Here is a 23,852-nt window from a genome sequence, read left to right as displayed (position 1 = left end):
CCCGCCCTCGCCGCCCGTCCCGCAGGCCGAATCCCCGCTTCCCATTGGAGACTTCCGTGGACGATGTCCTCACGACCATCCGCTCGCGCCCCGCCCGCCAGCAACCCGACTACCCGGACGCGGCCGCACTGGCGCACGCGGTCGGTGAACTGTCCGCACGGCCGGCCCTGGCCCGCCCCGAGGATCTCGCCGAGCTGCGCTCCCTCCTCGCCCGCGTCGCCGACGGCGAGGCGCACGTGGTGCAGGCCGGTGACTGCGCGGAGGACCCGGAGGAGTGCACGCCCGGGTACGTCGCCCGCAAGGCCGGGCTGCTGGACGTGCTGGCCGGCACGATGCGGATGGCCACGCACCGCCCGGTCGTCCGGGTGGGCAGGATCGCCGGCCAGTTCGCCAAGCCCCGGTCCCGCCCCACCGAGCACGTCGGAGCCCGGGAACTGCCCGTCTTCCGCGGGCACCTCGTCAACGGTCCGGAACCCGACCTGGACAGCAGGCGCCCCGACCCCGACCGGATGCTCGGCTGCTACGCGGCGGCCGGGCGGGCCATGTCGCACCTGGGCTGGCCGTCCTTCTCGGGGGCCCACGTCATCGGCGCCCGCACCTGGACCAGCCACGAGGCCCTGCTGCTCGACTACGAACTGCCCCAGGTGCGGCGGGACGTCGCGGGCAGACCCTTCCTCGCCTCGACACACTGGCCCTGGATCGGTGAGCGCACCAACCAGCCCGACGGCGCGCACGTGGCCCTGCTGGCGGCGGTGAGCAACCCGGTGGCCCTCAAGGTCGGCCCCACCATGGCGGTGGAGACGCTGCTGGCGCTGTGCGAACGGCTCGACCCGGCGCGGGAGAAGGGCCGCCTGACGCTGATCCCGCGCATGGGAGCCGACGGAGTGGCCCGTACCCTTCCTCCGCTGGTCGAGGCCGTGCGGAAGGCCGGCCACCCGGTGATCTGGCTGTCCGACCCGATGCACGGCAACACGCGGTCGGCGGCCGACGGGCTCAAGACCCGGTACGTCGAAGACGTGGTGCGCGAGGTCGACGGGTTCCTGTGCGCCGTCCGCTCGGGTGGTGGCACCGCCGGCGGACTGCACCTGGAGACCACTCCCGACGAGGTCACCGAGTGTGTGACGAACGAGGCCGAAGCCGGCCGCGTCGGCGACAAGTACACGAGTTTCTGCGACCCGCGCCTCAACCCCCATCAGGCCGTGTCCGTGGTGAGCACCTGGCGCGGCTGAACGCCGCTCCCCCATGCCCTGACCGCCCCAGGGGCTCCGGCGACGCGCCGGACGCCCGCCCGGGTCGGCTACCAAGGAGGTCGGAACGATGGACAAGCAGGTTGCGCTGGTCACCGGAGCGGCGGGCGGAATCGGATCCGCGGTGGTCCGCACGCTCGCCGCCCGCGGGCTGACCGTCGCGGCGGTGGACGTGCGTGCCACCGAACTGGACGAGTTGGCGCAGAAGCTGGCGGCCGACGGCCTCGACGTGGTGGCCCTGCCCGCGGAGGTGTCCAGCGCCCCGCAGGCGCAGGCCGTCGTCGCCGAGGCGGAGGCCCGCCTCGGGCCGGTGGACTACCTGGTGAACGCGGCGGGGGTGCTGCGGGCCGGGACGGTGACCGAGTACGACGTGGACGACTGGCAGGCCACCTTCGCCGTCAACGTTCTCGGGGTCTTCCTGATGTCGCAGGCGGTCGTGCGGCGCATGGTGCCGCGCGGCCGGGGAGCGGTGGTCACGGTCGCCTCCAACGCGGCCGGAGTGCCCCGCACGGGGATGGCCGCCTACGCGGCCTCCAAGGCGGCCGCCACGATGTTCACCAAGTCTCTCGGCCTGGAGGTCGCACGGCACGGGATCCGCTGCAACGTGGTGGCGCCCGGCTCGACGGACACCCCGATGCTCAGCTCCCTGTGGACGGACCCCTCGGGTCCACAGGGCACACTCGACGGCCGCTTGGAGGAGTACCGGGTCGGCATCCCGCTGCGGAAGCTGGCGCTGCCCGCGGAGATCGCCGACGCGGTCGACTTCCTGCTCTCCGAGAAGGCCTCCCACATCACGCTGCACGACCTGACGGTCGATGGCGGCGCCGGACTCGGCGTCTGACGACAGGACGGATTTCCCATGCGGTTCACGGCCGGCATACCCACGATCGAGCCCTATCCCATGCCCGCGGCCGGCGCCCTCCCCGCCAACGCCGCCGACTGGACGGTGGACCCCGCCCGCGCGGTCCTGCTCGTCCACGACATGCAGCGCTACTTCCTGCGCCCGCTGCCGGCGGAGCCGCGCGAGACGCTGCTGGACAACGCGGCCCACCTGCGCCGCACCTGCGCCGCACTCGGCGTCCCCGTCGCCTACACCGCGCAGCCCGGCGGCATGACGGCCGACGAGCGCGGGCTGTTGCGCGACTTCTGGGGGCCGGGCATGCGGGTCGACCCCGCGGACCGGCAGGTCGCCGACCCGCTGGGGCCCGCGCCCGGGGACACGGTGTACACCAAGTGGCGCTACAGCGCGTTCTTCCGCTCCGGGCTGCTGGAGCAGATGGAGCGCGACCGCCGCGACCAGCTGGTCATCTGCGGGGTGTACGGGCACGTCGGTGTCCTGGCCACCGCGCTGGAGGCGTTCACCCATGACATCCAGCCCTTCGTGGCGGCCGACGCGATCGCCGACTTCTCGTCGGCCCACCACGCGCTCACCCTCGACTTCGCGGCCGGGCGCTGCGCCGTCGTGGCCACGACGGAGCAGTTGACCGGCGATCTCACGGCCGCCGGGTACGAGGCGTCCGCGAGCGGCCGGGGGGTGACGGCGTGAGCGGCCTCTTCGAGCGGATCCTGGCCACGGACCCCGGGCCGTTCGCACTGCTGCACCGCCCGGAGCGGGCGGCCGGGGTGCTGGACGTCCTCGTCGGTGACGTCTGCACGCCGGCGTCGCTGGCCGAACTGCCCCTGCCCGGCTCCCCGCCCGCGGGGAGCGGGCCACGCCACGACCTGCTCACCGTGGTGCCCTACCGCCAGATCACCGAGCGCGGGTTCGTCTGCAACGACGACGGGGCGCCGCTGCTCGCCCTGCGTGTGACCGGGCAGGAGACCGTCCCCGTCGCCGACGCCCGGCGCATCCCGGACCAGCCCATCTCCTTGGGCAACGGGCACTTCGACCTCGACGACGACTCCTACGCCGAGATCGTGCGCAAGGTCATCGACAACGAGATCGGTGAGGGCCAGGGGGCCAACTTCGTCCTGCGCCGCACCTTCCTGGCCGAGATCGACGGATGGTCCACGCGCGACGCGCTGGTCCTCTTCCGCCGGCTCCTGGAACGCGAGGCGGGCGCCTACTGGACGTTCCTGGTGCACCTGGGCGACCGCACCTTCGTCGGTGCGACACCGGAACGGCACGTGAGCCTGCACGACGGCACCGCGGTGATGAATCCGATCAGCGGCACGTACCGCTACCCGCAGTCCGGGCCGTCGCTGCCGGGCGTCATGGACTTCCTCGCCGACCGCAAGGAGGCCGACGAGCTGTACATGGTCGTCGACGAGGAACTGAAGATGATGGCCCGCATCTGCGACGGCAGCGCCCGGGTCGACGGCCCCTACCTGAAGGAGATGGCCCGCCTCGCGCACACCGAGTACCTGATCAGCGGGGCCTCCACGCGTGACCCGAGGGACATCCTGCGGGAGACGCTGTTCGCCCCCACCGTCACCGGCAGCCCGCTGGAGAGCGCCTGCCGCGTCATCGAGAGGTACGAGCCGGGCGGGCGCGGTTACTACAGCGGGATCGTCGCCCTGATCGGCCGTGACGCGGGCGGCGGCCACACCCTGGACTCGTCGATCCTGATCCGGACCGCGGACATCGACGCCGAGGGCCGGCTGGGCATCGGCGTGGGCGCCACGCTCGTGCGGCACTCCGACCCCGAGGCGGAGGTCGCCGAGACCACGGCGAAGGCCGCCGGACTGCTGGCGGCTCTGGAGGCCGGGCGTTCCGGGCGCTTCGGCAGCCACCCCGCGGTGCTGTCGTCGCTGGAGAGCCGCAACGAGCACCTCTCCGGGTTCTGGCTCGGCGCCGCCGGGGAAGAGGCGGACCTGTTCCCCGAGCTGTCCGGCAAGCGGGTGCTGATCGTCGACGCCGAGGACACCTTCACGGCCATGACGGCGCGCCAGCTCGCCTCCCTCGGGCTGGACGTGACGGTGCGCCGGTTCGACGAGCCGTACACGTTCGACGCGCACGACCTGGTCGTGATGGGGCCCGGCCCCGGAGACCCGGGCGAGCGGGACCATCCGAGGATCGCCGCCGTGCACACGGCGGTGCGCACCCTGCTCGACGAGCGCCGACCGTTCCTCGCGGTCTGCCTGAGCCACCAGGTGCTGAGCCTGAACCTGGGACTGGCCGTGCGGCGGCGCAGGCCCCCCAACCAGGGGGTGCAGCGGCGCATCGACCTGTTCGGCACCCCGGAGCGCGTCGGCTTCTACAACACGTTCACGGCACGCTCCACCGCGGACGCCCTGGAGGTGCCCGGCGTGGGCACCGTCGAGGTCTGCCGGGACCGGCGCACCGCGGACGTACACGCACTGCGCGGCCCGCACTTCGCGTCGATGCAGTTCCACGCCGAGTCGGTGCTCACCAGCAACGGACCGCGGATCACCGGCGGCCTGCTACGGGACGTGCTGCGGGCCGCAGGCACCGCACCACGCCGTGTACCCGAAGCCACCCATGCCCGCTCGAGGAATCAGGAGCCCGCTCCATGAGCACAGCAACCGCACCCGACGAGTCCCCGGCCCGGACCGGTGTCCTGGGCCTCGGCTCCTACCTGCCCTCCCAGGTCGTCACCAACGACCAGCTCGCCGAACCGGCGGGGGTCACCGAGGACTGGATCGTGCACAAGACCGGCATCCTCACCCGGCGGGCGGTGAAGCCGGACGAGGCCACCTCCGACCTGGCCCTGGGCGCGGCCCGCGCCGCGCTGGAGGACGCCGGGATCCGGGCGGCCGACCTGTCCCTGGTGATCGTCGGCACTGCCACCCCCGACGTGATCGGGCCGTGCGTGGCGAGCCAGGTGGCGCTGGCGCTCGACTGCCCGCGCACGGTGGGCACCTTCGACATCCAGGCCGCCTGCGCGGGCTTCCTCACCGGCATCTCGGTCGCGGAGAAGTACCTGCGCGGAGCGGGCGGCTACGCCCTGGTGATCGGCGCGGACACCTACAGCCGTTTCCGCAACCACGCCGACAAGCGGACGACCGCGCTGTGGGGAGACGGAGCCGGAGCCGTCGTGCTGGGTCCGGTGCCCGACGGTCGCGGGGAGATCCTGGCGACCAGGCTGGCCAGTTGCCCGGTGGAGACGGAGGTCGGCGGCATCAGGGCCGGCGGCAGCCGACTGCCCGCCTCGCACGAGACGGTCGACGCCGGTCTGCACTACGTGAGCATGAACGGCCGCAGGATCATGGAGATCTTCGTCGAGAACGTCCCGCCGATGGTCCGCTCCTTCCTCGACGACGCCGGACACCGGCTGGAGGACATCGACCACATCGTGCCGCACCAGGGCAACCAGCGGATGGTCGAGGGACTGCCCGCGCTCCTCGGCTGCACCCGCCCCGCGCTGCACGCCACGGCCTTCGAGTACGGCAACACGGGGTCGGCGTCGATTCCCGTCACGCTGGACCGGGCCGTGCGCAAGGGCGCCATCCGCTCCGGCGAGACGGTGCTGACCCTCTCGATCGGCGCCGGCATGACGTTCGGCTTCGCGCTGCTGCGCTGGAAGTGACGCGCTCCGCGCCCGGCGGGGCGGCCCCCCTTCCCGCCCCGCCGGCCGCGCGGCCGACCCCGCAAGCGACCGACCCCGCAAGCGAATGGAAGAAGGAACGATGAGCGACTTCGTGTTCGACGTCGACGCCTATCTGCAGAGGATCGGGGCGAAACGTCCCGAGCGGACGGACTACGAGGCCCTGTGCCATCTCCAGGAGCGCCACATGATGACGGTCCCCTTCGAGACGGTCGACCTCATCACCCGGGAGTTCCCCAGCGTCCGGGACGAGCCGTTGTACGACAAGATCGTCACCCGGCGCAGGGGCGGTGGCTGCGGTGAGCTGAACACCGCCTTCGCCCTGCTTCTGCGTCACCTGGGTTTCCCGGTGACGATGCTGGGCGCCCGCATCCTGCACAACGGCAAGCACGCGTTCAAGGGCCAGTACCACGGCCACATGGTGCTGCGGGTGGAACTGGACCAGCCCTACCTGGTGGACGTCGGCTTCCGCTGGGCGTCCCGGCGGCCGCTGCGCCTGCGCGAACCCGGTGCGCAGAGCGACCCGCACGGTGAGTACCACGTGGTCCACACCGCGGACGGCGACGTGGAGATGGTCCACGACGGGGTGCTGCGCTGGCGCGCCGAGATGCACCCGCGCGAGATCGACGACTTCGACGCGGCGCTCTGGTACCTGTGGTCCTCGCCCAACGTCCCCGCCACCAGCCAGCTGTGGGCCTCGATCGTGACCGAGGACGGCCGGATCTCCCTGTTCAACCGTGTGCTGACGGAATACCGGCACGGCGAGCGGGTCTCGTCGGTGGTGCTGGAGGACGACGCGGAGTTCCTGGCCCGTTTCAAGGAGCTGTACGGCATCGAGCTGGCGTCCGTCCCGGATCTGCCGGTCACCACGGAAGGGGTCTGACATGCGCAGGGTCAAGTGGGGGCTGCTGGTCACCGGCGGCTACGCCAACGTCGCGCTCGCGGCCAACGCCGCGTCGCGTACGACGGAGTTCGTCGCCGTGTCGGCGGGCGGCGCCGAGGAGTCGAGGCAGTTCGCGCAGCAGCACGGCATAGCGCGCGACCATGCCACCTTCGAGGCGTTGCTCGAGGACGACGAGGTGGAGGCCGTCTTCGTGGCGCTGCATCCGGTGGACCACGTGGAGTGGACCGTCCGGGCGCTGGAGGCGGGCAAGCACGTGCTCTGCGAGAAGCCGATCGGTTTGTCCACCGAGGACGTGGAGCTGGTCTTCGACACGGCGCGCAAGGCGGGCCGCCACGTGGTCGAGGGTGTGATGTTCCGGCACCACCCGCAGACCCGACTCGCACAGAAGCTGGTGCGCGAGGGCCGGATCGGCGACCTGATGTACGTGTACGCCGCGTGCACCGCCGCCGTTCCTCCGGACTACTTCCGGCGCGAACGCTCCCTGGGTGGCGGCGCCATGCTCGACCTGGGGGTGTTCGCACTGAGCGCCGTCCGCGCCTTCGCGGGGGAACCGACCCGGGTCTACGCCGAGGAGGTGCGGCGTTCCCCGGAGTCCGCCGACCACAACTTCACGGCGAGCCTGCGGCTGCCCGGCGGTGTGCTGGGGCAGTTCGTGGTCGGCCAGGACGTGGCCCGGGGCGACTTCCTGCACGTGGTGGGCACCAAGGGCCGCGTCGTGGTGCACCAGCCGTGGTTCGGCGGCGCGGAGCCGGTGGAACTCGACCTCCAGGGGCCGGTACCGCTGCTGGAATCGCAGAAGGAGTACTTCCCGGTCGACCCCGAGGGTGCCTACCGGCTCGAGGAGACGTTCCCGATCTCCCGGATCCAGTTCGACGAGATCTCGACGGCGCTGGCGGAGGGGACCGAGCCGCCCTTCGGCCGGGACGAGGCCGTGGCCCAGGCGCGTGCGGTCGCCGCTCTGCTGGAGTCCGCCGCCGCCGCGCGTCCCGTGGACCTCGCCTGACGCTCTGCCACAACGATCAGCCGGCCCCGGCGGACCCGTTCCGCCGGGGCCGGCGTGCGTCCGCAGGGGGCCGGCGGCTCCCCGGACCCGCGAAGGGGCGCTTACCGAAAGTCGTCGTACGGTCACGCTGAGAAACCCATCCGGACAGGTGGCCTCCCCCCACAGGAGCCCCGGAAATGGGTGCTTGGAATACCTAGGCGCAGCGGTCCCCAGAAGGGACCGTATGGGTGCGAGAGCAACGGATCCATCAATCCAATGGGGGAATGACGATGGGCAGTGCCACTCTCATACCAGAAGCCGTCCGCGCCAATGTGGCCGAAAGTTTATGGTGGGACGAGGGAATTCTGGCAGATTTCAGCGCCGCCCTCTTCGTCTCATTGGCCCGGAGCGACCAGCGCCGAAAGGGTGCCGATTACCTGCGCGGGCTGCTGGGGGTCAGCGGGCGGCGTTCCATCCGGAACATCGCCGCACTGATAGGCGGTTCCGCGACGGAGCAGAGCCTGCACCACTTCATCTGCAGCTCCACCTGGGACTGGACGCCGGTGCGTCAGGCCCTCGCCGCCCAGTTGGTCTCCCGGACGCCGCCGGTGGCCTGGGTGGTGCACTCCATGGTGATCCCCAAGGCCGGCGAGAACTCGGTCGGCGTGGACCGCCAGTACGTTCCGGAGGTCGGCCGGGTGGTCAACGCCCAGCGCGCGGTGGGCGTGTGGGGCGTTTCCGAGCAGGTCGGCACGCCCGTGAACTGGCGCATGCACCTCTCCCCGTCCTGGATGGACGACGAGGAGAGGCGGCGCCAGGCGTCGATCCCCGACCACCTGGACAACCAGACCGTCGGCGACATGACCATCGACGCGTGTCTGGAGACGGCACGGGACTGGCGCCTGCCGCGCCGGCCCGTGGTTCTCGACGCGCGCACCATGGACGTGCCGTCGATGGTGCGCAGGTTCCGCTCCGCGGGAGTCCACTTCGTCGCCCGGGTCGCCCCGAGCTTCCCGCTGACCGTGACGGACCCCTTCCGGGCCTCCCGCGGCCCGGCCACACAGGCCGCCGGGCAGCTGGCGACGGTCGAGCACGACGGGCTGCGTCCCGTGGTGGTGCGCGAGCCGGGCAGGAACGCCCTGCACGCCTACGTGGCCTCGCTGCTCGGGGTGCGGCTGCCGGGCACCTCGCCCCGCACCCCCGCGGGCGGCCCGCTGGCGCTGGTGGGCGTCGGCGAGAGCCGGCGCCGGTGGCCCCGGGAATTGTGGCTGACGGACATGCCGACCGCGCCGCTGCCCGCACTGGTCGGCTGGAGCAGGCTGCCGGCCGTCGCCGACCGGGACTTCCGCCGCATCACCGACCGGCTGGGCATCCGCGACTTCACCGGCCGCTCCTACGGCGGCTGGCACCGCCACGTCACCCTCGCCTCCGCAGCCCACGCGGTCTCGGCGCTGGGCGCCCCGTCCCGCAGGCGTGCCGCCTGACCGTCCACACCGAGGAGGCCCGCCGCTCGCGACAACGAGCGGCGGGCCCCCTCGTGCGGGCGGTGCGTGATCAGACGGTGCGCAGCCGCGCGACGGCCTCCTCGGTCGCCGTCACGATGCCCTCGAAGTAGCTGCCGATCACGGTCAGTTCCTCGGTGGAGTAGTCCATGGCGAGCCCCATGCACTTCTCCACGAGGGGGCGGAAGACGCCCACGACCTTCGCGCTCGCCTCGGTCGGCGCGATGATCACCTTGCGGCGGTCGTGCGGGTCCCGCTCCCGCCTGACGTATTGCTGGGACTCCAGGCGGTCGATGACCCCCGTGATGGCCCCCGTCGTCAGTCCGGTCACCCGGGCCAGGTCGCCCGGGGTGAGCGGCGACTCCGGGGGCAGATTGCGCATGTACGACAGGATCCAGGCGTCGGTCGGATGGACCTTCATCGACCGAGCCACCGCACTGTTCAGCGCGATCGTCGCGAGCCCCAGTTCCCGGGCTCCGGTCATCACCCCCTGGAGCGCCGCGGCGCGCTCGTCGTCGCCGGCCGCGTGCCCGGCGTGCGCGTGATAGCCCTCGGCGGGCGGGCTACCGCCCTCCGGCGCTGTGCTTGACATGGGACCTCGCACTCTCATAGCGTGTCACTTACTTAGCCACTGAGATAAATCCTCAGTGAGATGCCTTACTGAGAAGATACTCCTTCAAGGAGAGGGCGGGAAGGCGCATGAGTGTGCTCGGCAAGGAGGCCCCCGCGCCGGAGGCCGTGCAGGAACCGGACCCCAAGCGCTGGCTCGCCCTGGTGGTCGTCATCACCGCGTCCTTCATGGACCTGCTCGACGTCACCATCGTCAACGTCGCGGTGCCGAGCATCCAGGACGACCTCGGCGCCGGGTACGCGGCCATCGGCTGGGTCACCGCCGGGTACACGCTCGGGTTCGCCGCCGGCCTGATCACCGGCGGCCGGCTCGGCGACATCTACGGCCGCCGTCGCATGCTGGTCATCGGCATCGCCGGGTTCACCGCGGCATCGCTGCTGTGCGGCATCGCCGCCACCCCGGGCGTGCTCATCGGCGCACGGGTGCTCCAGGGCGTCCTCGCGGCCATGATGATCCCCCAGGTGCTGTCGATCATCCACGTGACCTTCCCGCCCGCGGAGCGGGGCAAGGTGTTCGGCGTCTACGGCGCCGTCGGAGGGCTGGCCCTGATCTCCGGGCCCGTGCTCGGCGGCCTGTTCGTGGAGGCCGACCTGTTCGGTCTCGGCTGGCGGCCGATCTTCCTGGTCAACGTACCGATCGGAATTCTCGGCATCTTCGCCGCACTGGCCGTCATCCGGGAATCGAGGTCCGAACACCCGCTGCGCCTGGACATCACCGGGATGGTGCTGTCCACCGCGAGTGTCCTGCTGCTGGTCTTCCCTCTGGTACAGGGGCGCGAACTGGACTGGCCCGCGTGGACGTTCGCCATGATGGCCGGTTCGGCCGTCGTGTTCGCCGCCTTCCTCTCCTACGAGCGCCGCCTGGTCGCCAGGGGCGGCACCCCGCTGATCGTGCTGGACCTGTTCCGCTCCCGGTCCTTCGCCGGCGGATTCAGCGTCAACCTCGTCTTCAACGTCGCCTACGGCGTCTTCTTCCTGATGTGGACGCTGTACATGCAGGTCGGTCTCGGCTGGTCGGCGATCCATGCCGGACTGACCGGCATCCCCTTCTTCATCGGCATGGCCGCGGCGGCGGGCATGGCCCTCCAGACGCTGACCCCCCGCTTCGGCCGCAAGGTGCTCTTCCTGGGCGGCGTCCTCCTGGTGCTCGGCTCGCTGCTGTTCACCCTGGTCGCCGACCGCTACGGGACCGGCGTCGCGTCCTGGCAGATGGGGGTGCCGCTGCTGGTCATGGGCATGGGTGCCGGCTACGTGATCGCCCCCGTCATCGACTTCGCCCTCACGGACGTGCCGAACGAGTCGGCGGGTTCGGCCTCCGGGACTTTCAACACCACACAGCAACTGGGCAATTCGATCGGCATCGCCCTGCTCGGCGTGGTCTTCCTGGCCGTGCTGCCGGGACAGGCCGGGGCCGGTGTCGACTCCGTGGCGCCCGAGGTGCGCCGAGAGCTGTCGGCCCTCGGCGTGGGCGAACAGGGGCAGGAGCGCCTTCTGGCGGGCTTCCAGCGCTGCGCCGAGGACACCGCCGAGGCGACCGATCCCCACCAGGTGCCGGCCAGTTGTACCGCCTCGCCGCCCGATGGCGTCCCCGCCGCCGCGGCGGCCGAGGCGGCGCTGGTGCTCGCCGGCCACGCCGACGAGGCGCAGGCCGAAACCTTCTCCCGGTCCTTCCGGCTGGGTATGTATGCGGTGGCCGGCCTGTTCGTCGTGGTGACGCTGCTCATGACGGCACTACCGCGGTTCGCGCGTCCACAGGAGGCCCCCCACTGAGGCCCGTCCACCCCCGGGGCCGGCGCAATCCGGCCGCTCCGGGCCGCCTGGACCCGCCCCTGAGGAAATGCCTCCTGTCAAACGAGACAAGCAACGAGGAACGGCCCGATAGGCTGGGCCCCTCTTCCATCATCAGTCGACGCCTTGTACGGGTCGATTTCCACCACCGCATGGAGAGTGATGTCTCAGGAAACCGGCACGCACTCCGAGGAGCTCGCATTCTTGGAGCTGCTAGCCGAGAAGGCTTCTCGTGAGGAGTTCGAGGAATTCCTTTCGGGGCATCCGGACGAGAACCAGGAATCCTTGTCCACGGACACCGGGCGCGCACAGAGAATCGCGTACATGATAGGTGAACGGCTCCGACAGGCTAATGACCAGAAGAACCAGCTCGCCATCCTGATGGACACCATCCGCGACATCAACGAACAGCGCGGCTTCGACAACCTGCTCCGTACCGTCGTCCGTCGCGCCCGTCTCATGGCCCGGTCGGACCTGTCGGTACTGGTCCTCCACGACGACGAAGGCCGGCCGCTGGTCCGGGCCACCGACGGGACCATCACCCCGACCGTGCGCGAGATGCCCGACCCGCTGGGGGCCGGCCTCGGGGCCGAAGCCCTCCGCAGACGGGCGCCCGCCTGGGCGTCCGACTACTTCCGGGACGAACAGTTCTCCCACGACCCCCGCGTCGACAACGTCCTGCACCAGGAAGGCGTCGTCACCCTGCTCGCCGTGCCCCTGCTCACTGACGACCGAGCCGTCGGGATCCTGTACTGCGGGCACCGGGAGCGGCACCACTGGACCCCGGACGAGGTCTCGCTCGTCTCCTCGATGGCCGATCACTGTGCCCGCGCCCTGGAACAGGCGCGCGTGCTGGGCGAGGCACGGGCCCGCATCGCCCGCATGACGTCCAAGTACGACCGTTTACGCGCGCGGATCCAGGCGGAGCACCAGACCGCCGGCGCCGGTCACCGCATGATCGACCTCGTGCTCGGCGGGGCGGACGCACAGACCCTCGCCGCGGAGGCCGCCGATCTGCTGGACGGCTCCGTCGAGTTGCGCGACGCGCACGACCGCACCCTCGCCCGGCACGGTGACGTGCCCACGGCCGCCCCCGCCGTCGACAGCGCCGTGCTCGATGCCCGTGCCCTGCACCGCAGCGTCTCCGGGCACGGCGTGACCGTGGTGCCCGTACGGGCGGGCGGCGAGGACCTGGGAGCAGTAATCCTCGGCCGCAGGGCTCCGCTGGACGACGCCGGACACCACCTGCTGCACCGTGCGGCCCAGGCGGCCGCCGTCCTGTTCCTGGTCAGCCGGACGAGGGACGCCGACGGTCCCGTCCGCGACGAGACGCTGGACGTGCTCCTCGGCGCCTCCCCGCGCGGCCACCACCACACCGTCCAGTGGGCGCAGCGGCTCGGCCTCGACCTGACCGCGCCCCATGTGGTCGCCGTGGCTCGCATCGGCGACGACCGGTTCGGCCGTGCCGGGGCATGGGCGTCGGCCTACGCGGCCGGGCTCGGCGGGGCCAAGACGATGCGCGAGGGGTCCCTCGTGCTGCTCCTGCCCGGCACCGACGCGGGCGCGGCCGCCCGGGAGGTGGCACGCCGGCTCGGCGACCTGATGAACCGTCCCGTCACCGTGGGCGGAGCGGCGGTCCAGGAGAGGCGGGATCCGGTCTCGTGCGCGCACCGCCAAGCGGCGCGCTGCGTGGAGGCCCTGATCGGGCTCGGACACGACGGGGCCGGGGCGACGATGGAGGAGCTGGGCTTCGTCGGAATGCTGCTGGGCGAACGGCGCACCGCCGACGACTTCGTCGACGAGACCCTCGGGCCGGTCGTCGCCTACGACCAGGAGCGCTCCACGGACCTGGAGAAGACCCTGGACGCCTACTTCGCGGCGGGGGGCAGCCCCACGTACGCGGCGGAGACGCTGACCGTCCATGTCAACACGGTCTCCCGTCGCCTGGACCGGATCACCCAGTTGCTGGGCCCGGACTGGCAGGAGTCGAGCAGAGCCCTGGAGATCCAACTGGCGTTGCGGCTGCGCCGGGTGACCTCGTCCCTGCACGACCGCAACCGCGGTCCGCACGCGGACACCACGAACGACCCGAAGTGGTCCGCCTCCCCCTGATCGACCGCGGGTACCGACTTCCCGTTTCGACCAGTAAGGAGTCAGTACGGAGTAGGAGTAAGGAGGACGGGGGAGAGCCGGAGACGGTACGGCGAAGGCGGCGGCCCCGGGGATCGGGGGGCCGCCGCCTTCGCGTGAAGAGGGCCGCGATCGGCGTGGGCTCAGTACCAGCCGTTGGCCTGCCAGAACGACCAGGCGCCGGCCGGGCTGCCGTAGCGGGAGTTCATGTAGTCGAGGCCCCACTCGATCTGGGTCGCGGCGCTGGTCTTCCAGTCGGAGCCTGCGGAGGCCATCTTGGAGCCGGGCAGGGCCTGGACCAGGCCGTAGGCGCCGGAGGAGGCGTTCGTGGCGTCGACGTCCCAGCCGCTCTCGTGCTCGACGATCTTGCTGAAGGCGTTGTACTGCGCGGTGTCCGGGATCAGCTTGTGCGCGATCGTCTTCGCCTCGGTGGCCGAGGAGGCCGTGGTGGCCGCGTGAGCGGGGGCCGCGGTCAGGGCCATGCCGGTGGCGGCGGAGGCCAGCGCCACGGCGGTGAGGGCCTTCTTCGGGGAAGCGATGCGACGAACGACGCGGGCGACGGACACGGAGAACCTTTTCTTCGGGGACGGGGGTGCCGGGCTTGCCGTGACCCGGTGCGGGGGCGGTGGCATGCCTCGGCGCCGCGGCCCTGAGGGCACGTCGGCGCCGTGCGACGTCATCCAGAGAAACAGGCTCGGGCTGTGCCCGCAATGAACCCTTTTACTAGTTGTGGCCGCATGTGGGGGTTTGGTCTGTTGTGTGACCTGGCTCTCAATGTGCAGGTCAGGAGTCGTGAGGACGCGTACATGCCAGGCGCTGGAGGCTACGGCCCGGCCTCGTAGGTGACCTGCGTCATGTGGGGTGCTTCACCGTTGGACCGCCTCGTTGTGACAGTGAGCGCCCGGCGGTTCACTCAGCGGGGGCGCCGAAAGTGACCGGTGTCTCGAAGGCGGCCCGGCGGGTGGCGCGGCGCAGTGCCCTGAGGATCGCCGGGCCGAGCGTCACCGTCAGGGCGACCGTGACGAGCGCCCGGCCGAGGTCCCAGCCCAGTGACGTGGCCAGGCAGTAGACGACGAAGCGGGCCAGGTTGGCGGCGACCGCCCCGTCCGGGTGGAAGGCGATGTTCGAGGCGTTCTCCGTCATGAAGGTCCAGCCCGCGAGGTTGGTGATCGTGCCGTAGGCGAAGGCGGAGAGGAAGCCGTAGACGCCGAGGAGCGCGAGTTCGGGGCGGCCGCGCAGGCGGTCGGGGCCCGGCAGCAGGCCCGCGCCCATCGTGAACCAGCCCATCGCCAGCATCTGGAACGGCATCCACGGCCCCACCCCGCCCGTGAGCAGCGCCGACGCGAACATCGTCACCGAACCCAGCACGAAACCGAAGCCCGGGCCCAGCACGCGCCCGCTCAGCACCATCAGGAAGAACATCGGCTCGATGCCGGCCGTCCCGGCGCCGACGGGCCGCAGCGCCGCGCCCGTCGCGGCCAGTACGCCGAGCATCGCCACCGCCTTCGGGCCGAGGCCGGACTCGGAGATCGTCGCCGCCAGGACCGCCACCAGGAGGAGCAGCAGGCCGGCGAAGAGCCACGGGGCGTCCTGCGCGTGCGCGCCGGCCTGGGAGGTCGGCGGGGCGAGGAACGGCCAGCCGAGGGCGGCCACGCCGACCGCGCTCACGAGGACCAGCGCGGTGATGGAACGGGGGCCCAGGCGGACCGCCCTGGCCTGGCGGGTGTCCGTCATGCCAGCGCCTTCCTCACCTGCGTGACCGTGAGCCACTTCTGCGGCGCCAAAATCTTCGTGACCTGCGGGGCGAAGGAGGGAGAGGCCACCACCACGTCCGCCGTCGGACCGTCCGCGATCACCTCACCGTCGGCCAGGAGCACCACCCGGTGCACGAGCTCGGCGGCCAGCTCCACGTCGTGCGTCGCCAGGACGATCGCGTGCCCCTCGGCCGCCAGCCCGCGCAGCACGGCGACCAGACGGGCCTTCGCCGCGTAGTCCAGGCCCCGGGTCGGCTCGTCGAGGAGCAGCAGGGGAGGGCGGGCCGTCAGGACCACGGCCAGCGCGAGGGCGAGCCGCTGGCCCTCGGAGAGGTCGCGGGGGTGGGTGTCGTCCGTGACCCCGGGAAGCAACTCGGTGACCAGGGCCCGGCAGCTGCCAGGCGCCGCACCCGCGTCCCGGTCGGCGGCCTCGCACTCGGCGGCGACCGTGTCGGCGTACAGCAGGTCGCGTGGCTCCTGCGGTACGAGCCCCACGCGGCGGACGAGCTCGGGGGGCGCCGTGCGGTGCGGTACGACGCCGCCGACCCGCACCGATCCGGCGGACGGCTCCACCAGGCCGACCAGTGCGGACAGCAGCGTCGACTTTCCGGCGCCGTTGCGCCCCATGAGCGCGACGGTCTCGCCGGGGGCGACGGTCAGGTCGACGTGGCGCAGGGCTTCGACGCTGCCGAGGCCGCGGCCGCGGCGGACGGCGAGGGAGCGGACTTCGGCCGGAGGCGTGGCGGTCGGGGCCGGGGCGGCCCTTCTGGGAAAACGCCGGCGGGACGAGGTACGGGGGACGGGCTCGGGCGCTGCCGGGGCGAGGGACGGTGCGGCACGGGTCCCGTCGCGTCCGGTCAGCCGCTCCCGCAGGTCGCCCGCCCGGCGCCGTGCGTCCCGGACCGTCAGCGGCAGCGGGGACCACTGTGCGAGCCGGCCCAGGTCCACGACCGGCGGGTACACCGGCGACACGGCCATGATCCCGGCCGGGGTGCCGAGGACCGGGGCCGAGCCGGGGGAGGGGAGGAGGGCGACCTGGTCGGCGTACTGGACGACGCGTTCCAGGCGGTGCTCGGCCATGAGGACCGTCGTCCCGAGGTCGTGGACCAGGCGCTGGAGGACCGCGAGGACCTCCTCCGCGGCGGCCGGGTCGAGCGCGGAGGTCGGCTCGTCGAGCACGAGGACCCTCGGGTGCGGGGTGAGGACCGAGCCGATCGCGACCCGCTGCTGCTGGCCGCCCGAGAGGGTGGCGATGGGGCGGTCGCGCAGGTCGGCGAGGCCGAGGAGGTCGAGGGTCTCCTCGACGCGGCGGCGCATCACGTCCGGGGCGAGGCCCAGTGACTCCATGCCGTAGGCGAGTTCGTCCTCGACGGTGTCCGTCACGAAGTGGGAGAGCGGGTCCTGGCCCACCGTGCCCACCACGTCGGCGAGTTCGCGCGGCTTGTGTGTCCGGGTGTCCCGGCCGGCCACCGTCACCCGGCCGCGCAGGGTGCCGCCGGTGAAGTGCGGCACGAGACCGCTCACCGCGCCGAGCACCGTCGACTTGCCGACGCCCGACGGGCCCACGAGGAGCACGAGTTCGCCCTCGGGGACCTCGAAGTCCACGCCTTGGACGGTGGGTTCGCCGGCACCGTCGTACGTCACGGAGACGTTCTCGAAGCGGATCACGACGGTTCCTCGGGGTCGGAGTCGGAGTCGGGGATGCGGCCAGGGCCGGGGATGGGGCCAGGGCCCGCACCGGCGTCCGGGGCGGGCGCGACGAACGCGGGGAGCAGGCCGAGGAGTACGGCCGCCGCGGGCCACAGGGGCAGGGTGGGGGCGACGAGGGGGATCACGGCCGGGTTCAGGGCCTCGGGGTCGTGGGCGGAGGCGAGGACGAGCAGTGCGGCCACCGCCACGCCGGAGCCGGTGACCAGCCAGGCGCGCACGTCCCAACGGTCCGGGCGGTAACGCGTACGCAGCGAGCGCCGGCCGCCCAGGCGGAGGCCCGCGAGGGCGGCGGCCAGTCCGGCGAGGAGGAGGGGCAGACCGTACGTGCCGCCCTCGGCGGTCAGCACTCCGTACGTCCCCGCGCAGACACCGAGCAGGCCGCCGAGGGTGAGGGCGGTGGTCGTACGGCGGACCGCGGCGGGGACGTCGGCGGTACGGCCGTAGCCGCGGGCGTCCATCGCGGCGGCGAGGGCGACGGAGCGTTCGAGGGCGCCCTCGAGGACCGGGAGCGCGACCTGGAGAAGGCCCCGTACGCCCTTGTCGGGGCGCCCGCGCAGGCGGCGGGCCGCGCGCAGGCGCTGGACGTCGAGGATCAGGTTCGGGGCGAAGGTGAGGGCCACGACCACGGCCACGCCCATCTCGTACAGGGCGCCCGGAAGGGACTTGAGGAGACGGGCCGGGTTCGCGAGGGCGTTCGCGGCGCCGACGCAGATGAGGAGCGTGGCCAGGCGCAGGCCGTCGTAGAGGGCGAAGAGGAGACCCTCGGCGGTGACCTTGCCGCCCAGGCGGATGCCCTGGGCCCAGTCGGGGAGGGGGACTTCGGGGAGGGAGGCGATCACGTGCGTGCCGGGGACGGGGGAGCCGAGCGCGGCCGCGAACGCGAGGCGGATGAGGATGACGGCCAGGGCGAGCTTGACGAAGGCGGTGTAGGAGCGGGCGGTGGGGGTGTCCGGGCGGCTGGTGGCCACGACGTAGGCGGAGGTGGTGATCAGCAGGGCGAGGAGGAGGGGGTTGGTGGTCCGGGTGGCGGCGGTACCGAGCCCGAGGGACCAGAGCCACCAGGCACCGGGGTGCAGCGTCGCGCGGTGCCGCGATCGACGGGCGGCGACACTCACCGGCGCCGGCCGGGTGCCGCGCGCCCCGGGCCGGGTGCCGCCCCATCGGCGCTGGGGCGGGGAGCTGTCCGGGCGGTGGTCGGGTCGGGAGCCGCCTGAGAGGTCGTTGGGTCGGGAGTTGTCCGGGCGGTGGTCGGGTCGGGAGCTGTCCGACTGGTCGTCGGGTCGGGAGCCGCTCCAGCGGTCGTCGGGTCGGGAGTTGTCCGGGCGGTGGTCGGGTCGGGAGCTGTCCGACTGGTCGTTGGGTCGGGAGCCGCTCCAGCGGTCGTCGGGTCGGGAGTTGTCCGAGCGGTGGTCGGGTCGGGAGCCGCTCCAGCGGCGCGACTGCCCGGGGCCACGCGAGCTGCCGGTGGCCGCCGGCGGGTGGGCTCCGCCGCATCGGCGCGACTGTCCGCCGTCAGGCGTGCCGGGCACGCTAGACATGCCTGCGCCGCCGTGCCTGCCACACCGCCGCCGCGCCCAGCACGGCCACGACCGCACCTCCCGCGAGCAGGCCCACCGACGGGCCCCCTTCCTTGTCGCTCTCCTCCGCCTTCGACGCGGCGCTCGGCTGCTTCCCCGTCGCCACCGGCTCCCCGCACCCCGTTTCCGGATACCCCGAGATCGCGCACAACAGGGCGTTGGTGTCGTAGCGGAGAGGCCTGGCCACGGCGGCCAGGGCCTCGGCCGTCGTCGCGTCGGGGGCGGTCACCGCGCATGCCGTACGGGCCGCCGGTGGGGTTTCGCCGGACGGGGCGTCCGTCGTCGTACCGAAGTCGATGACCAGGGCCACCCGCTTCCTGCCGTCCTGCGCCGGCGTCTTCGCGCAGATCGTCGTGAAGTCGGCCGCGCCGCGCGGCTTGGTCGCGTCGCCGGAGTCCTCGCTGACCGCGAAACGGAAGCCCTGGACGTCACCGTCGGAGGGGCGGGTGGTCGAGGGACCCTGGGTGGCGTACGTCCACTGGTCGCCGTCGCGTTCCCAGAAGGACCAGTAGCGGTAGCCGGCCGCCTGGGCCTGGCCCGCGGTCCCGAGAAGCGGGAACGCGGCCAGGACCACAAGGGCCGCGGCCCGGCGGCGGATCACGGCTGCTGCCTCTTCCTGCGGCTGCTCAGCAGGAAACCGACGCCCGCTCCGGCGGCGAGGCCGGCGCCGACCATCCACCAGACGTCGCTGCCGCCGGAGTCGCTCCCGGAGTCGTCCTTGGCGTCGGCCTCGTTCTCCGCGGTCGCCGTCTGCGGAGCCGGCCCGGTCGCGTTGAGCTGCTTCACCAGGTCCGCCCCGCCGAAGTCGCGTGGGTCCGTGCCGGTCGCGTGGGCGGCGAAGATCAGCTGGGCGTAGGCGGCGGGGCCGCTCTGTGCCGCCCAGGCGGAGGAGTTCCGCTCCAGCCACTCCAGCGACTTCTTCGCCTCCGCGGTCTGACCCTGCGCGGCGAGGGCGACGACGGCGTCCGCGGTGTTGCCGTGATCGGGCTGGTCGGTGGAGCCCGGGAGGGCGGAGGTGAGGTGGCCGTCCTTGGCGAGGGCGTTGGTGAGGTAGGCGGCGCCGTTGGCGGCGGCCTGCTGCGGGGACGGATAGCCGGAGTCCGAGCAGGTGGCGGCCTCCGCCTGCTTGGCGGGCTCGACCACGAGTCCCTGGCCGAGCGCGCCGACGACACCGGCCGCGGTGGCGTCCGCGTTGGCGGCGAGCTCGCCCTTCTTGTCGGGCTGGAAGGCGAAGGCACCGGCGTCGGAGCCCTCGCACGGCAGGGCGAGTTTCACCAGGGCGTCGTACGGCCCCTGTTCACCCTTGAGCACGTCCTGCGGTTTCTCTCCTGCGGCGGTCAGCGCGCCGACGACGACGGACGTCGAGTTGGTGTCGCTGGCGCCACCGGGGGTGTAGCCCCAGCCGCCGTCCTTGTTCTGCACGGACTTGAGCCAGGCGACGGCCTTGCCGGTGACGGCGTCGTGGCCGCCGAGCGCGGCGAGGGCCTGGACGGCGGCGGCGGTGTTGTTGGTGTCGACCATGAGCTTCGGACCGCAGGCCGTGGAGGTGTCGGCCCGGTAGGGGGCGAAGGCGCCGTTCGCGCACTGCTGCCCGGTCAGCCAGGCCACGGACTTCGTCGCGGGCTTCACCCCCACCGTGTGCTGGGCGAGCAGGGCGAGGGACTGGCGCCAGACACCGTCGTACGTCGGGTCCGTGCCGCCGTAGAGCGCGGCGGGCAACGCCTGCGAGGCGGAGGGGGACGGGTCGGCGGCGACGGCGGGCGCGGCGGCACCGATCACGGCGGTGGCGGCGGCCAGCATCGCGGCGCTGCGGCGGACGTTCATGATCGGCGGGTGCCTCTCCCTGAAGGGAGCCGGGCAGCACGGGACACCCCGGCGGCTCGGCTCCGTATACCTCGACGGTGCCGCGCACCGACGGGTTGCCGGTGCACGTGAGCCGGTCACGATCCGTCCGGGGCAGTCCGGCTCACCGTCTTCGACGGACGGTTCGCGATGGGAGTCCCTCCCAGGCCCTTGAGGCACTGGGGGAGGGTAAGCGCCGGAATTGCACCGGCTTCCCCCCGTACGGGCGTGATACGACCCGGCCACTCTACCGGCCCGTAACGAAGCCCCTGAGGGCAGCCTGTGCGCCCGGGTAGGTTCGGCCCCATGCAGCCGACGGGGAGACTGCTCGGCTCCGGCCGAGCCAACGACGTGTACGAGATCGACGAGGCGTGGGTGGTGCGCCGCGACCGGCAGGGGTACGGGGACGCGGCCGCCGAGGGCGAGGTGATGGAGTACGTGCGCGGCCACGGCTACCCGGTGCCGCGCGTCCGCCCGGCCGACTCGACGCGCACCGACCTGGTGCTGGAGCGGCTGTACGGCCCGACGATGCTGGAGGCGGTGCTGACCGGCTCCCTGGCCCTCGACGTGGCGGGCACCACCCTCGCCCGACTGCTGCGCGACCTGCACGCGATCCCGCCCCGGCGCTCCACGGGCCGCGTCCTCCACCTCGACCTCCACCCGGACAACGTCGTCCTCACCGCCGACGGTCCCCGGGTCATCGACTGGTCCAACGCGGAGGAGGGCGACCCGGGCCTGGACTGGGGCATCTCCGCGATGATCCTCGCCCAGGTCGCCGTCACCGACGAAGCGCTCGCCGACCCCGCCCGCACGATGCTCACCGCCCTGCTCGCCGACCCGTCCCACCTCACCGAGGCGGGTCTGACGGAGGCCCGGCAGCGACGCGCGGGCAACCCGACGATGAGCCGCCGGGAGGTCGAACTGCTCGGCGAGGCAGAGGACTTGATCCGATCGGTCGTGTCCTGAGTCGTGTCCTGAGTCGTGTCCTGAGTCGTGTCCTAGCCGCCGGACAGGCCGCTCGCGTCCAGCACGTCGGTCTCGGCCGGTGGGCGCACGTCCAGGGGCTCGTCGAAGGCGCTGAACGTCGTGGTGCTGCGGTAGTCGGTGCCTTTGTAGACGACCTTGAGAAGGTACGGCTTGCCCTTGGTGGCGACGTAGAACGTGTACGCGCCGGTCTTGACCGCCTTGTCGGTCACGGCCAGCGGCATCGCCGGTCTGCCGTCGACCTCGGTCGGTTCGCCCTTCGTCGCCTTGCCGAAGGAGGAGAAGGGGTGGGTGCAGTCGGAGAGTCCGTCTTCCTCCGCCGTCTCGGAGGCGGGGCTCTTGACCCAGCGCTCCTGTTCCCCGGCGCCGGCCACGTCCTTGCCCGCCAGCTCCAGGTAAGCGCGGTTCGGTCGGACGTAGTCCGCGTCGCCGATCCGAATCTGTTCGAGGCGGGCACCGTTGGTCCAGGTCCGGCTCGACCTGCACGCGCCCTCGAGGTCGGTCGTCAGACGGCTGGTGAAGCCCTCGCCTGAGGCCACGGTCGTGGTCTTGGCCTCCACGGTCACCGACTTGAGCGCCTTCATCGTGTCGTTCGCCTCGTCCAGCAACTGCTCCGCGGACGGCTCGTCCGCGGAGGAACTCCCCGAGCAGCCGGCCACCGCGCCCCCGGTCGTCACGCAGGCCAGCGCAACCGTCATCACGGTCAACGTTCTTCGCACAAATCCCCCCTGATCATGGCCGGCTCAGGGTATCGAACCCATGCGCGGGGTGGGGCCGCCGAAGGGGAGGTGGAGGACGCGGGTGGAGAGCAGCCAGGCGCCGTCGGGACGGCGGTGGAAGGAGTCCTCGTAGTGGCCGACCTGGACGGGCGGGCCGGACTGGACCGGGTCCGTGCCGCCGTCGTGGCCGTCGACGCGGTACGTCGTGAAGTACGAGGTCGCCGTCGCCGTGTCCGGGGAGGTCACCGTGACGAGGATGTTGGACATCAGGCGGCGGGAGAGGCGGTCGGCGGGGCGGGCGGCGAAGTACCGGCGCAGTGCGTCCCGGCCCTCGACCAGACGATCGCCGTCCGGCCACTGCCAGCTGCCGTCCTCGGTGAACAGCTCGGCGACGGAACCCGGTTCGCCGAGGTCGAGCCGGCGGACGAAGTCGATGACCAGGCGCTCGCAGGCGCGCTCGGCGAGGAGACGGTCGATGGGGTCCATGGGGTCGTTGGTATCAACGGTGAGGCAGGCGGCGCGACCGTTTTACACGGCCAGGTACGTCACCGGCTCGCTCCCCGCCACCGCCTCCGCCCGCCCCAGCTTCACCAGGCGCCGCAGATGGGCCTCCGCCTCCGAGACGGCGATGTTCCGTGAGACGTACGGGATCTGGGCCCAGGGGCGGTTCCAGTCCATGCGCTCGGCGAGTTGCCAGGGGGTCAGGGGCTCGGCCAGGAGGGCGAGCAGGCCGGTGAGGCGGTCCTCGTGGTGGGTGAGCAACTCCCGTACGCGCGAGGCCGCGTCGGTGAACGCGTGCTGGTGGGCGGGGAGCACCTCGGCGGGGGCGAGGCGGCCGACGCGCTCCAGGGAGTCGAGGTAGTCGCCGAGGGGGTCGGTGACAGTGGCGTCGTCGGGGTCCTCGTACAGGCCGATGTGCGGGGTGATCTCGGGGAGCAGGTGGTCGCCGGAGAACAGACGCCCGTGGCCCGGGAGTTCGGCGGGGTGTTGCTCCTCGAGGTGCAGGCAGACGTGGCCGGGTGTGTGGCCCGGTGTCCAGATCGCGCGCAGCCGGCGGCCGGGGAGGGTGAGCAGTTCGCCGGGGACGATCTCGCGGTCGGGCAGGGCGGGCGCCAGGCCGGGGACGGAGCGGAGCCTGGTGGTGCGCATCGGCGCCAGGTGTTCCTCGGGGGCGCCGGCGGCTTCGAGCTTGGCGGTCATGTAGGTGAGCCAGCGTTCGGGGCGGGTCGAGCGGGCCCGCCGGACGATCGCGCCGTCCGCCTCGTGCATCGCGATCCACGCGCCGGACGCCTCCCGCACCCGGCCCGACAGGCCGTGGTGGTCGGGGTGATGGTGGGTGATCACCACGCCGTGGATCTCGGCGGGGGAGGTGCCGCAGGCGCTCAGTCCCTCGGCGAGGGTGTCCCAGGAGGCCGGGTCGTCCCAGCCGGTGTCGATCAGTACCGGTCCGCGGTCGGTGTCGACGACGTACACGAGGGTGTGGCCGAGGGGGTTGTCCGGGATGGGGACCTGGAGGGAACGGACGCCGCCGCCATGGTCGAACACCTGCGTCATGGGCTCCCCAATCGCCGCGTT

21 protein-coding genes are annotated in these 23,852 nt (G+C 72.5%); 11 read left to right on the top strand and 10 right to left on the bottom strand.

Annotated elements, in window-relative coordinates:
• Window positions 1-56: 56 nt before the first annotated feature.
• From ACFWWR_RS13605 to ACFWWR_RS13570, 8 genes are all read left to right on the top strand, one after another.
• Window positions 57-1,229 (top strand): 3-deoxy-7-phosphoheptulonate synthase, encoded by a 1,173-nt coding sequence (locus ACFWWR_RS13605; protein WP_384303348.1) that lies wholly within the window; start codon window positions 57-59, stop codon window positions 1,227-1,229.
• An 88-nt stretch (window positions 1,230-1,317) separates the two neighbouring features.
• Complete coding sequence (locus ACFWWR_RS13600; protein WP_384303346.1) at window positions 1,318-2,088, top strand: 2,3-dihydro-2,3-dihydroxybenzoate dehydrogenase; 771 nt, start codon at window positions 1,318-1,320, stop codon at window positions 2,086-2,088.
• Between the two features lie 18 nt (window positions 2,089-2,106).
• On the top strand, window positions 2,107-2,793 hold the full coding sequence (locus tag ACFWWR_RS13595; RefSeq protein WP_384303344.1) for an isochorismatase family protein: 687 nt from the start codon (window positions 2,107-2,109) through the stop codon (window positions 2,791-2,793).
• Window positions 2,790-4,724 carry an anthranilate synthase family protein gene (locus tag ACFWWR_RS13590; protein ID WP_384303342.1) on the top strand — a complete coding sequence of 645 codons (1,935 nt, stop codon included), beginning with the start codon at window positions 2,790-2,792 and terminating at the stop codon, window positions 4,722-4,724. The genes ACFWWR_RS13595 and ACFWWR_RS13590 overlap by 4 nt, the downstream gene beginning before the upstream one ends.
• Window positions 4,721-5,737 (top strand): 3-oxoacyl-ACP synthase III family protein, encoded by a 1,017-nt coding sequence (locus tag ACFWWR_RS13585; RefSeq protein WP_383866816.1) that lies wholly within the window; start codon window positions 4,721-4,723, stop codon window positions 5,735-5,737. The genes ACFWWR_RS13590 and ACFWWR_RS13585 overlap by 4 nt, the downstream gene beginning before the upstream one ends.
• Before the next feature lie 100 nt (window positions 5,738-5,837).
• On the top strand, window positions 5,838-6,638 hold the full coding sequence (locus ACFWWR_RS13580; RefSeq protein WP_383866818.1) for an arylamine N-acetyltransferase: 801 nt from the start codon (window positions 5,838-5,840) through the stop codon (window positions 6,636-6,638).
• A 1-nt stretch (window position 6,639) separates the two neighbouring features.
• Window positions 6,640-7,662 (top strand): Gfo/Idh/MocA family protein, encoded by a 1,023-nt coding sequence (locus tag ACFWWR_RS13575; RefSeq protein WP_384303340.1) that lies wholly within the window; start codon window positions 6,640-6,642, stop codon window positions 7,660-7,662.
• A gap of 263 nt (window positions 7,663-7,925) precedes the next feature.
• Complete coding sequence (locus tag ACFWWR_RS13570; RefSeq protein WP_383866822.1) at window positions 7,926-9,125, top strand: IS701 family transposase; 1,200 nt, start codon at window positions 7,926-7,928, stop codon at window positions 9,123-9,125.
• A 70-nt stretch (window positions 9,126-9,195) separates the two neighbouring features.
• Here the strand turns inward: ACFWWR_RS13570 and ACFWWR_RS13565 are convergent, their stop codons facing one another.
• Window positions 9,196-9,735: a MarR family winged helix-turn-helix transcriptional regulator gene (locus ACFWWR_RS13565; RefSeq protein WP_383866824.1), complete on the bottom strand. Its 540-nt coding sequence runs from the start codon at window positions 9,733-9,735 to the stop codon at window positions 9,196-9,198.
• Between the two features lie 107 nt (window positions 9,736-9,842).
• On the opposite strand from ACFWWR_RS13565, the gene ACFWWR_RS13560 reads away from it, so the two are divergent.
• A complete protein-coding gene (locus tag ACFWWR_RS13560) occupies window positions 9,843-11,543 on the top strand; it encodes an MFS transporter (protein WP_383866826.1) in 1,701 nt (566 codons plus the stop codon).
• Window positions 11,544-11,723: 180 nt separating this feature from the next.
• Window positions 11,724-13,673 carry a helix-turn-helix domain-containing protein gene (locus ACFWWR_RS13555; RefSeq protein ID WP_384303338.1) on the top strand — a complete coding sequence of 650 codons (1,950 nt, stop codon included), beginning with the start codon at window positions 11,724-11,726 and terminating at the stop codon, window positions 13,671-13,673.
• 161 nt (window positions 13,674-13,834) lie between these two features.
• Here the strand turns inward: ACFWWR_RS13555 and ACFWWR_RS13550 are convergent, their stop codons facing one another.
• From ACFWWR_RS13550 to ACFWWR_RS13525, 6 genes are all read right to left on the bottom strand, one after another.
• A complete protein-coding gene (locus ACFWWR_RS13550) occupies window positions 13,835-14,257 on the bottom strand; it encodes a transglycosylase SLT domain-containing protein (protein WP_383866830.1) in 423 nt (140 codons plus the stop codon).
• 343 nt (window positions 14,258-14,600) lie between these two features.
• Window positions 14,601-15,425: an ECF transporter S component gene (locus ACFWWR_RS13545; RefSeq protein ID WP_384303336.1), complete on the bottom strand. Its 825-nt coding sequence runs from the start codon at window positions 15,423-15,425 to the stop codon at window positions 14,601-14,603.
• A complete protein-coding gene (locus tag ACFWWR_RS13540; RefSeq protein WP_383866834.1) occupies window positions 15,422-17,113 on the bottom strand; it encodes an ABC transporter ATP-binding protein in 1,692 nt (563 codons plus the stop codon). Before ACFWWR_RS13540 ends, ACFWWR_RS13545 begins: the two co-directional genes overlap by 4 nt.
• Window positions 17,110-18,270 (bottom strand): energy-coupling factor transporter transmembrane component T, encoded by a 1,161-nt coding sequence (locus ACFWWR_RS13535; protein ID WP_384303371.1) that lies wholly within the window; start codon window positions 18,268-18,270, stop codon window positions 17,110-17,112. Before ACFWWR_RS13535 ends, ACFWWR_RS13540 begins: the two co-directional genes overlap by 4 nt.
• A gap of 415 nt (window positions 18,271-18,685) precedes the next feature.
• Window positions 18,686-19,333 (bottom strand): SCO2322 family protein, encoded by a 648-nt coding sequence (locus ACFWWR_RS13530; protein WP_383866836.1) that lies wholly within the window; start codon window positions 19,331-19,333, stop codon window positions 18,686-18,688.
• On the bottom strand, window positions 19,330-20,556 hold the full coding sequence (locus ACFWWR_RS13525; protein ID WP_384303334.1) for a prenyltransferase/squalene oxidase repeat-containing protein: 1,227 nt from the start codon (window positions 20,554-20,556) through the stop codon (window positions 19,330-19,332). Before ACFWWR_RS13525 ends, ACFWWR_RS13530 begins: the two co-directional genes overlap by 4 nt.
• 324 nt (window positions 20,557-20,880) lie before the next feature.
• Between ACFWWR_RS13525 and ACFWWR_RS13520 the strand changes: the two genes are divergently transcribed.
• Window positions 20,881-21,540, top strand: coding sequence for a phosphotransferase (locus ACFWWR_RS13520; protein ID WP_384303332.1), 660 nt, complete (start codon window positions 20,881-20,883; stop codon window positions 21,538-21,540).
• Window positions 21,541-21,572: 32 nt separating this feature from the next.
• Here the strand turns inward: ACFWWR_RS13520 and ACFWWR_RS13515 are convergent, their stop codons facing one another.
• Genes ACFWWR_RS13515 through ACFWWR_RS13505 form a run of 3 tightly spaced genes read right to left on the bottom strand, consistent with a single transcriptional unit; the run spans window position 21,573 to window position 23,831 of the window.
• A complete protein-coding gene (locus tag ACFWWR_RS13515; protein WP_384303330.1) occupies window positions 21,573-22,256 on the bottom strand; it encodes a hypothetical protein in 684 nt (227 codons plus the stop codon).
• Window positions 22,257-22,301: 45 nt separating this feature from the next.
• Entirely contained in the window at window positions 22,302-22,763 is a 462-nt protein-coding gene (locus tag ACFWWR_RS13510; RefSeq protein WP_384303328.1) for a nuclear transport factor 2 family protein, read from the bottom strand.
• Between the two features lie 42 nt (window positions 22,764-22,805).
• Window positions 22,806-23,831, bottom strand: coding sequence for an MBL fold metallo-hydrolase (locus ACFWWR_RS13505; protein WP_383866845.1), 1,026 nt, complete (start codon window positions 23,829-23,831; stop codon window positions 22,806-22,808).
• Between the last annotated feature and the right edge of the window lie 21 nt (window positions 23,832-23,852).

It is taken from the genome of Streptomyces sp. NPDC058678 (assembly GCF_042714835.1).
GTDB lineage: Bacteria > Actinomycetota > Actinomycetes > Streptomycetales > Streptomycetaceae > Streptomyces.
Note: the sequence above shows the minus strand (reverse complement) of the source record. Positions and strands in the feature narration are given on the sequence as shown.

Bases quoted from the DNA above. Each gene is read 5' to 3' on its own strand.
- ACFWWR_RS13600 (WP_384303346.1), top strand. From the start codon at position 1,318: ATGGACAAGCAGGTTGCGCTGGTCACCGGAGCGGCGGGCGGAATCGGA.
- ACFWWR_RS13595 (WP_384303344.1), top strand. From the start codon at position 2,107: ATGCGGTTCACGGCCGGCATACCCACGATCGAGCCCTATCCCATGCCC.
- ACFWWR_RS13585 (WP_383866816.1), top strand. From the start codon at position 4,721: ATGAGCACAGCAACCGCACCCGACGAGTCCCCGGCCCGGACCGGTGTC.
- ACFWWR_RS13580 (WP_383866818.1), top strand. From the start codon at position 5,838: ATGAGCGACTTCGTGTTCGACGTCGACGCCTATCTGCAGAGGATCGGG.
- ACFWWR_RS13575 (WP_384303340.1), top strand. From the start codon at position 6,640: ATGCGCAGGGTCAAGTGGGGGCTGCTGGTCACCGGCGGCTACGCCAAC.
- ACFWWR_RS13570 (WP_383866822.1), top strand. From the start codon at position 7,926: ATGACGATGGGCAGTGCCACTCTCATACCAGAAGCCGTCCGCGCCAAT.
- ACFWWR_RS13565 (WP_383866824.1), bottom strand. From the start codon at position 9,735: ATGTCAAGCACAGCGCCGGAGGGCGGTAGCCCGCCCGCCGAGGGCTAT.
- ACFWWR_RS13560 (WP_383866826.1), top strand. From the start codon at position 9,843: ATGAGTGTGCTCGGCAAGGAGGCCCCCGCGCCGGAGGCCGTGCAGGAA.
- ACFWWR_RS13555 (WP_384303338.1), top strand. From the start codon at position 11,724: ATGTCTCAGGAAACCGGCACGCACTCCGAGGAGCTCGCATTCTTGGAG.
- ACFWWR_RS13545 (WP_384303336.1), bottom strand. From the start codon at position 15,425: ATGACGGACACCCGCCAGGCCAGGGCGGTCCGCCTGGGCCCCCGTTCC.
- ACFWWR_RS13525 (WP_384303334.1), bottom strand. From the start codon at position 20,556: ATGAACGTCCGCCGCAGCGCCGCGATGCTGGCCGCCGCCACCGCCGTG.
- ACFWWR_RS13520 (WP_384303332.1), top strand. From the start codon at position 20,881: ATGCAGCCGACGGGGAGACTGCTCGGCTCCGGCCGAGCCAACGACGTG.
- ACFWWR_RS13515 (WP_384303330.1), bottom strand. From the start codon at position 22,256: ATGACGGTTGCGCTGGCCTGCGTGACGACCGGGGGCGCGGTGGCCGGC.
- ACFWWR_RS13510 (WP_384303328.1), bottom strand. From the start codon at position 22,763: ATGGACCCCATCGACCGTCTCCTCGCCGAGCGCGCCTGCGAGCGCCTG.
- ACFWWR_RS13505 (WP_383866845.1), bottom strand. From the start codon at position 23,831: ATGACGCAGGTGTTCGACCATGGCGGCGGCGTCCGTTCCCTCCAGGTC.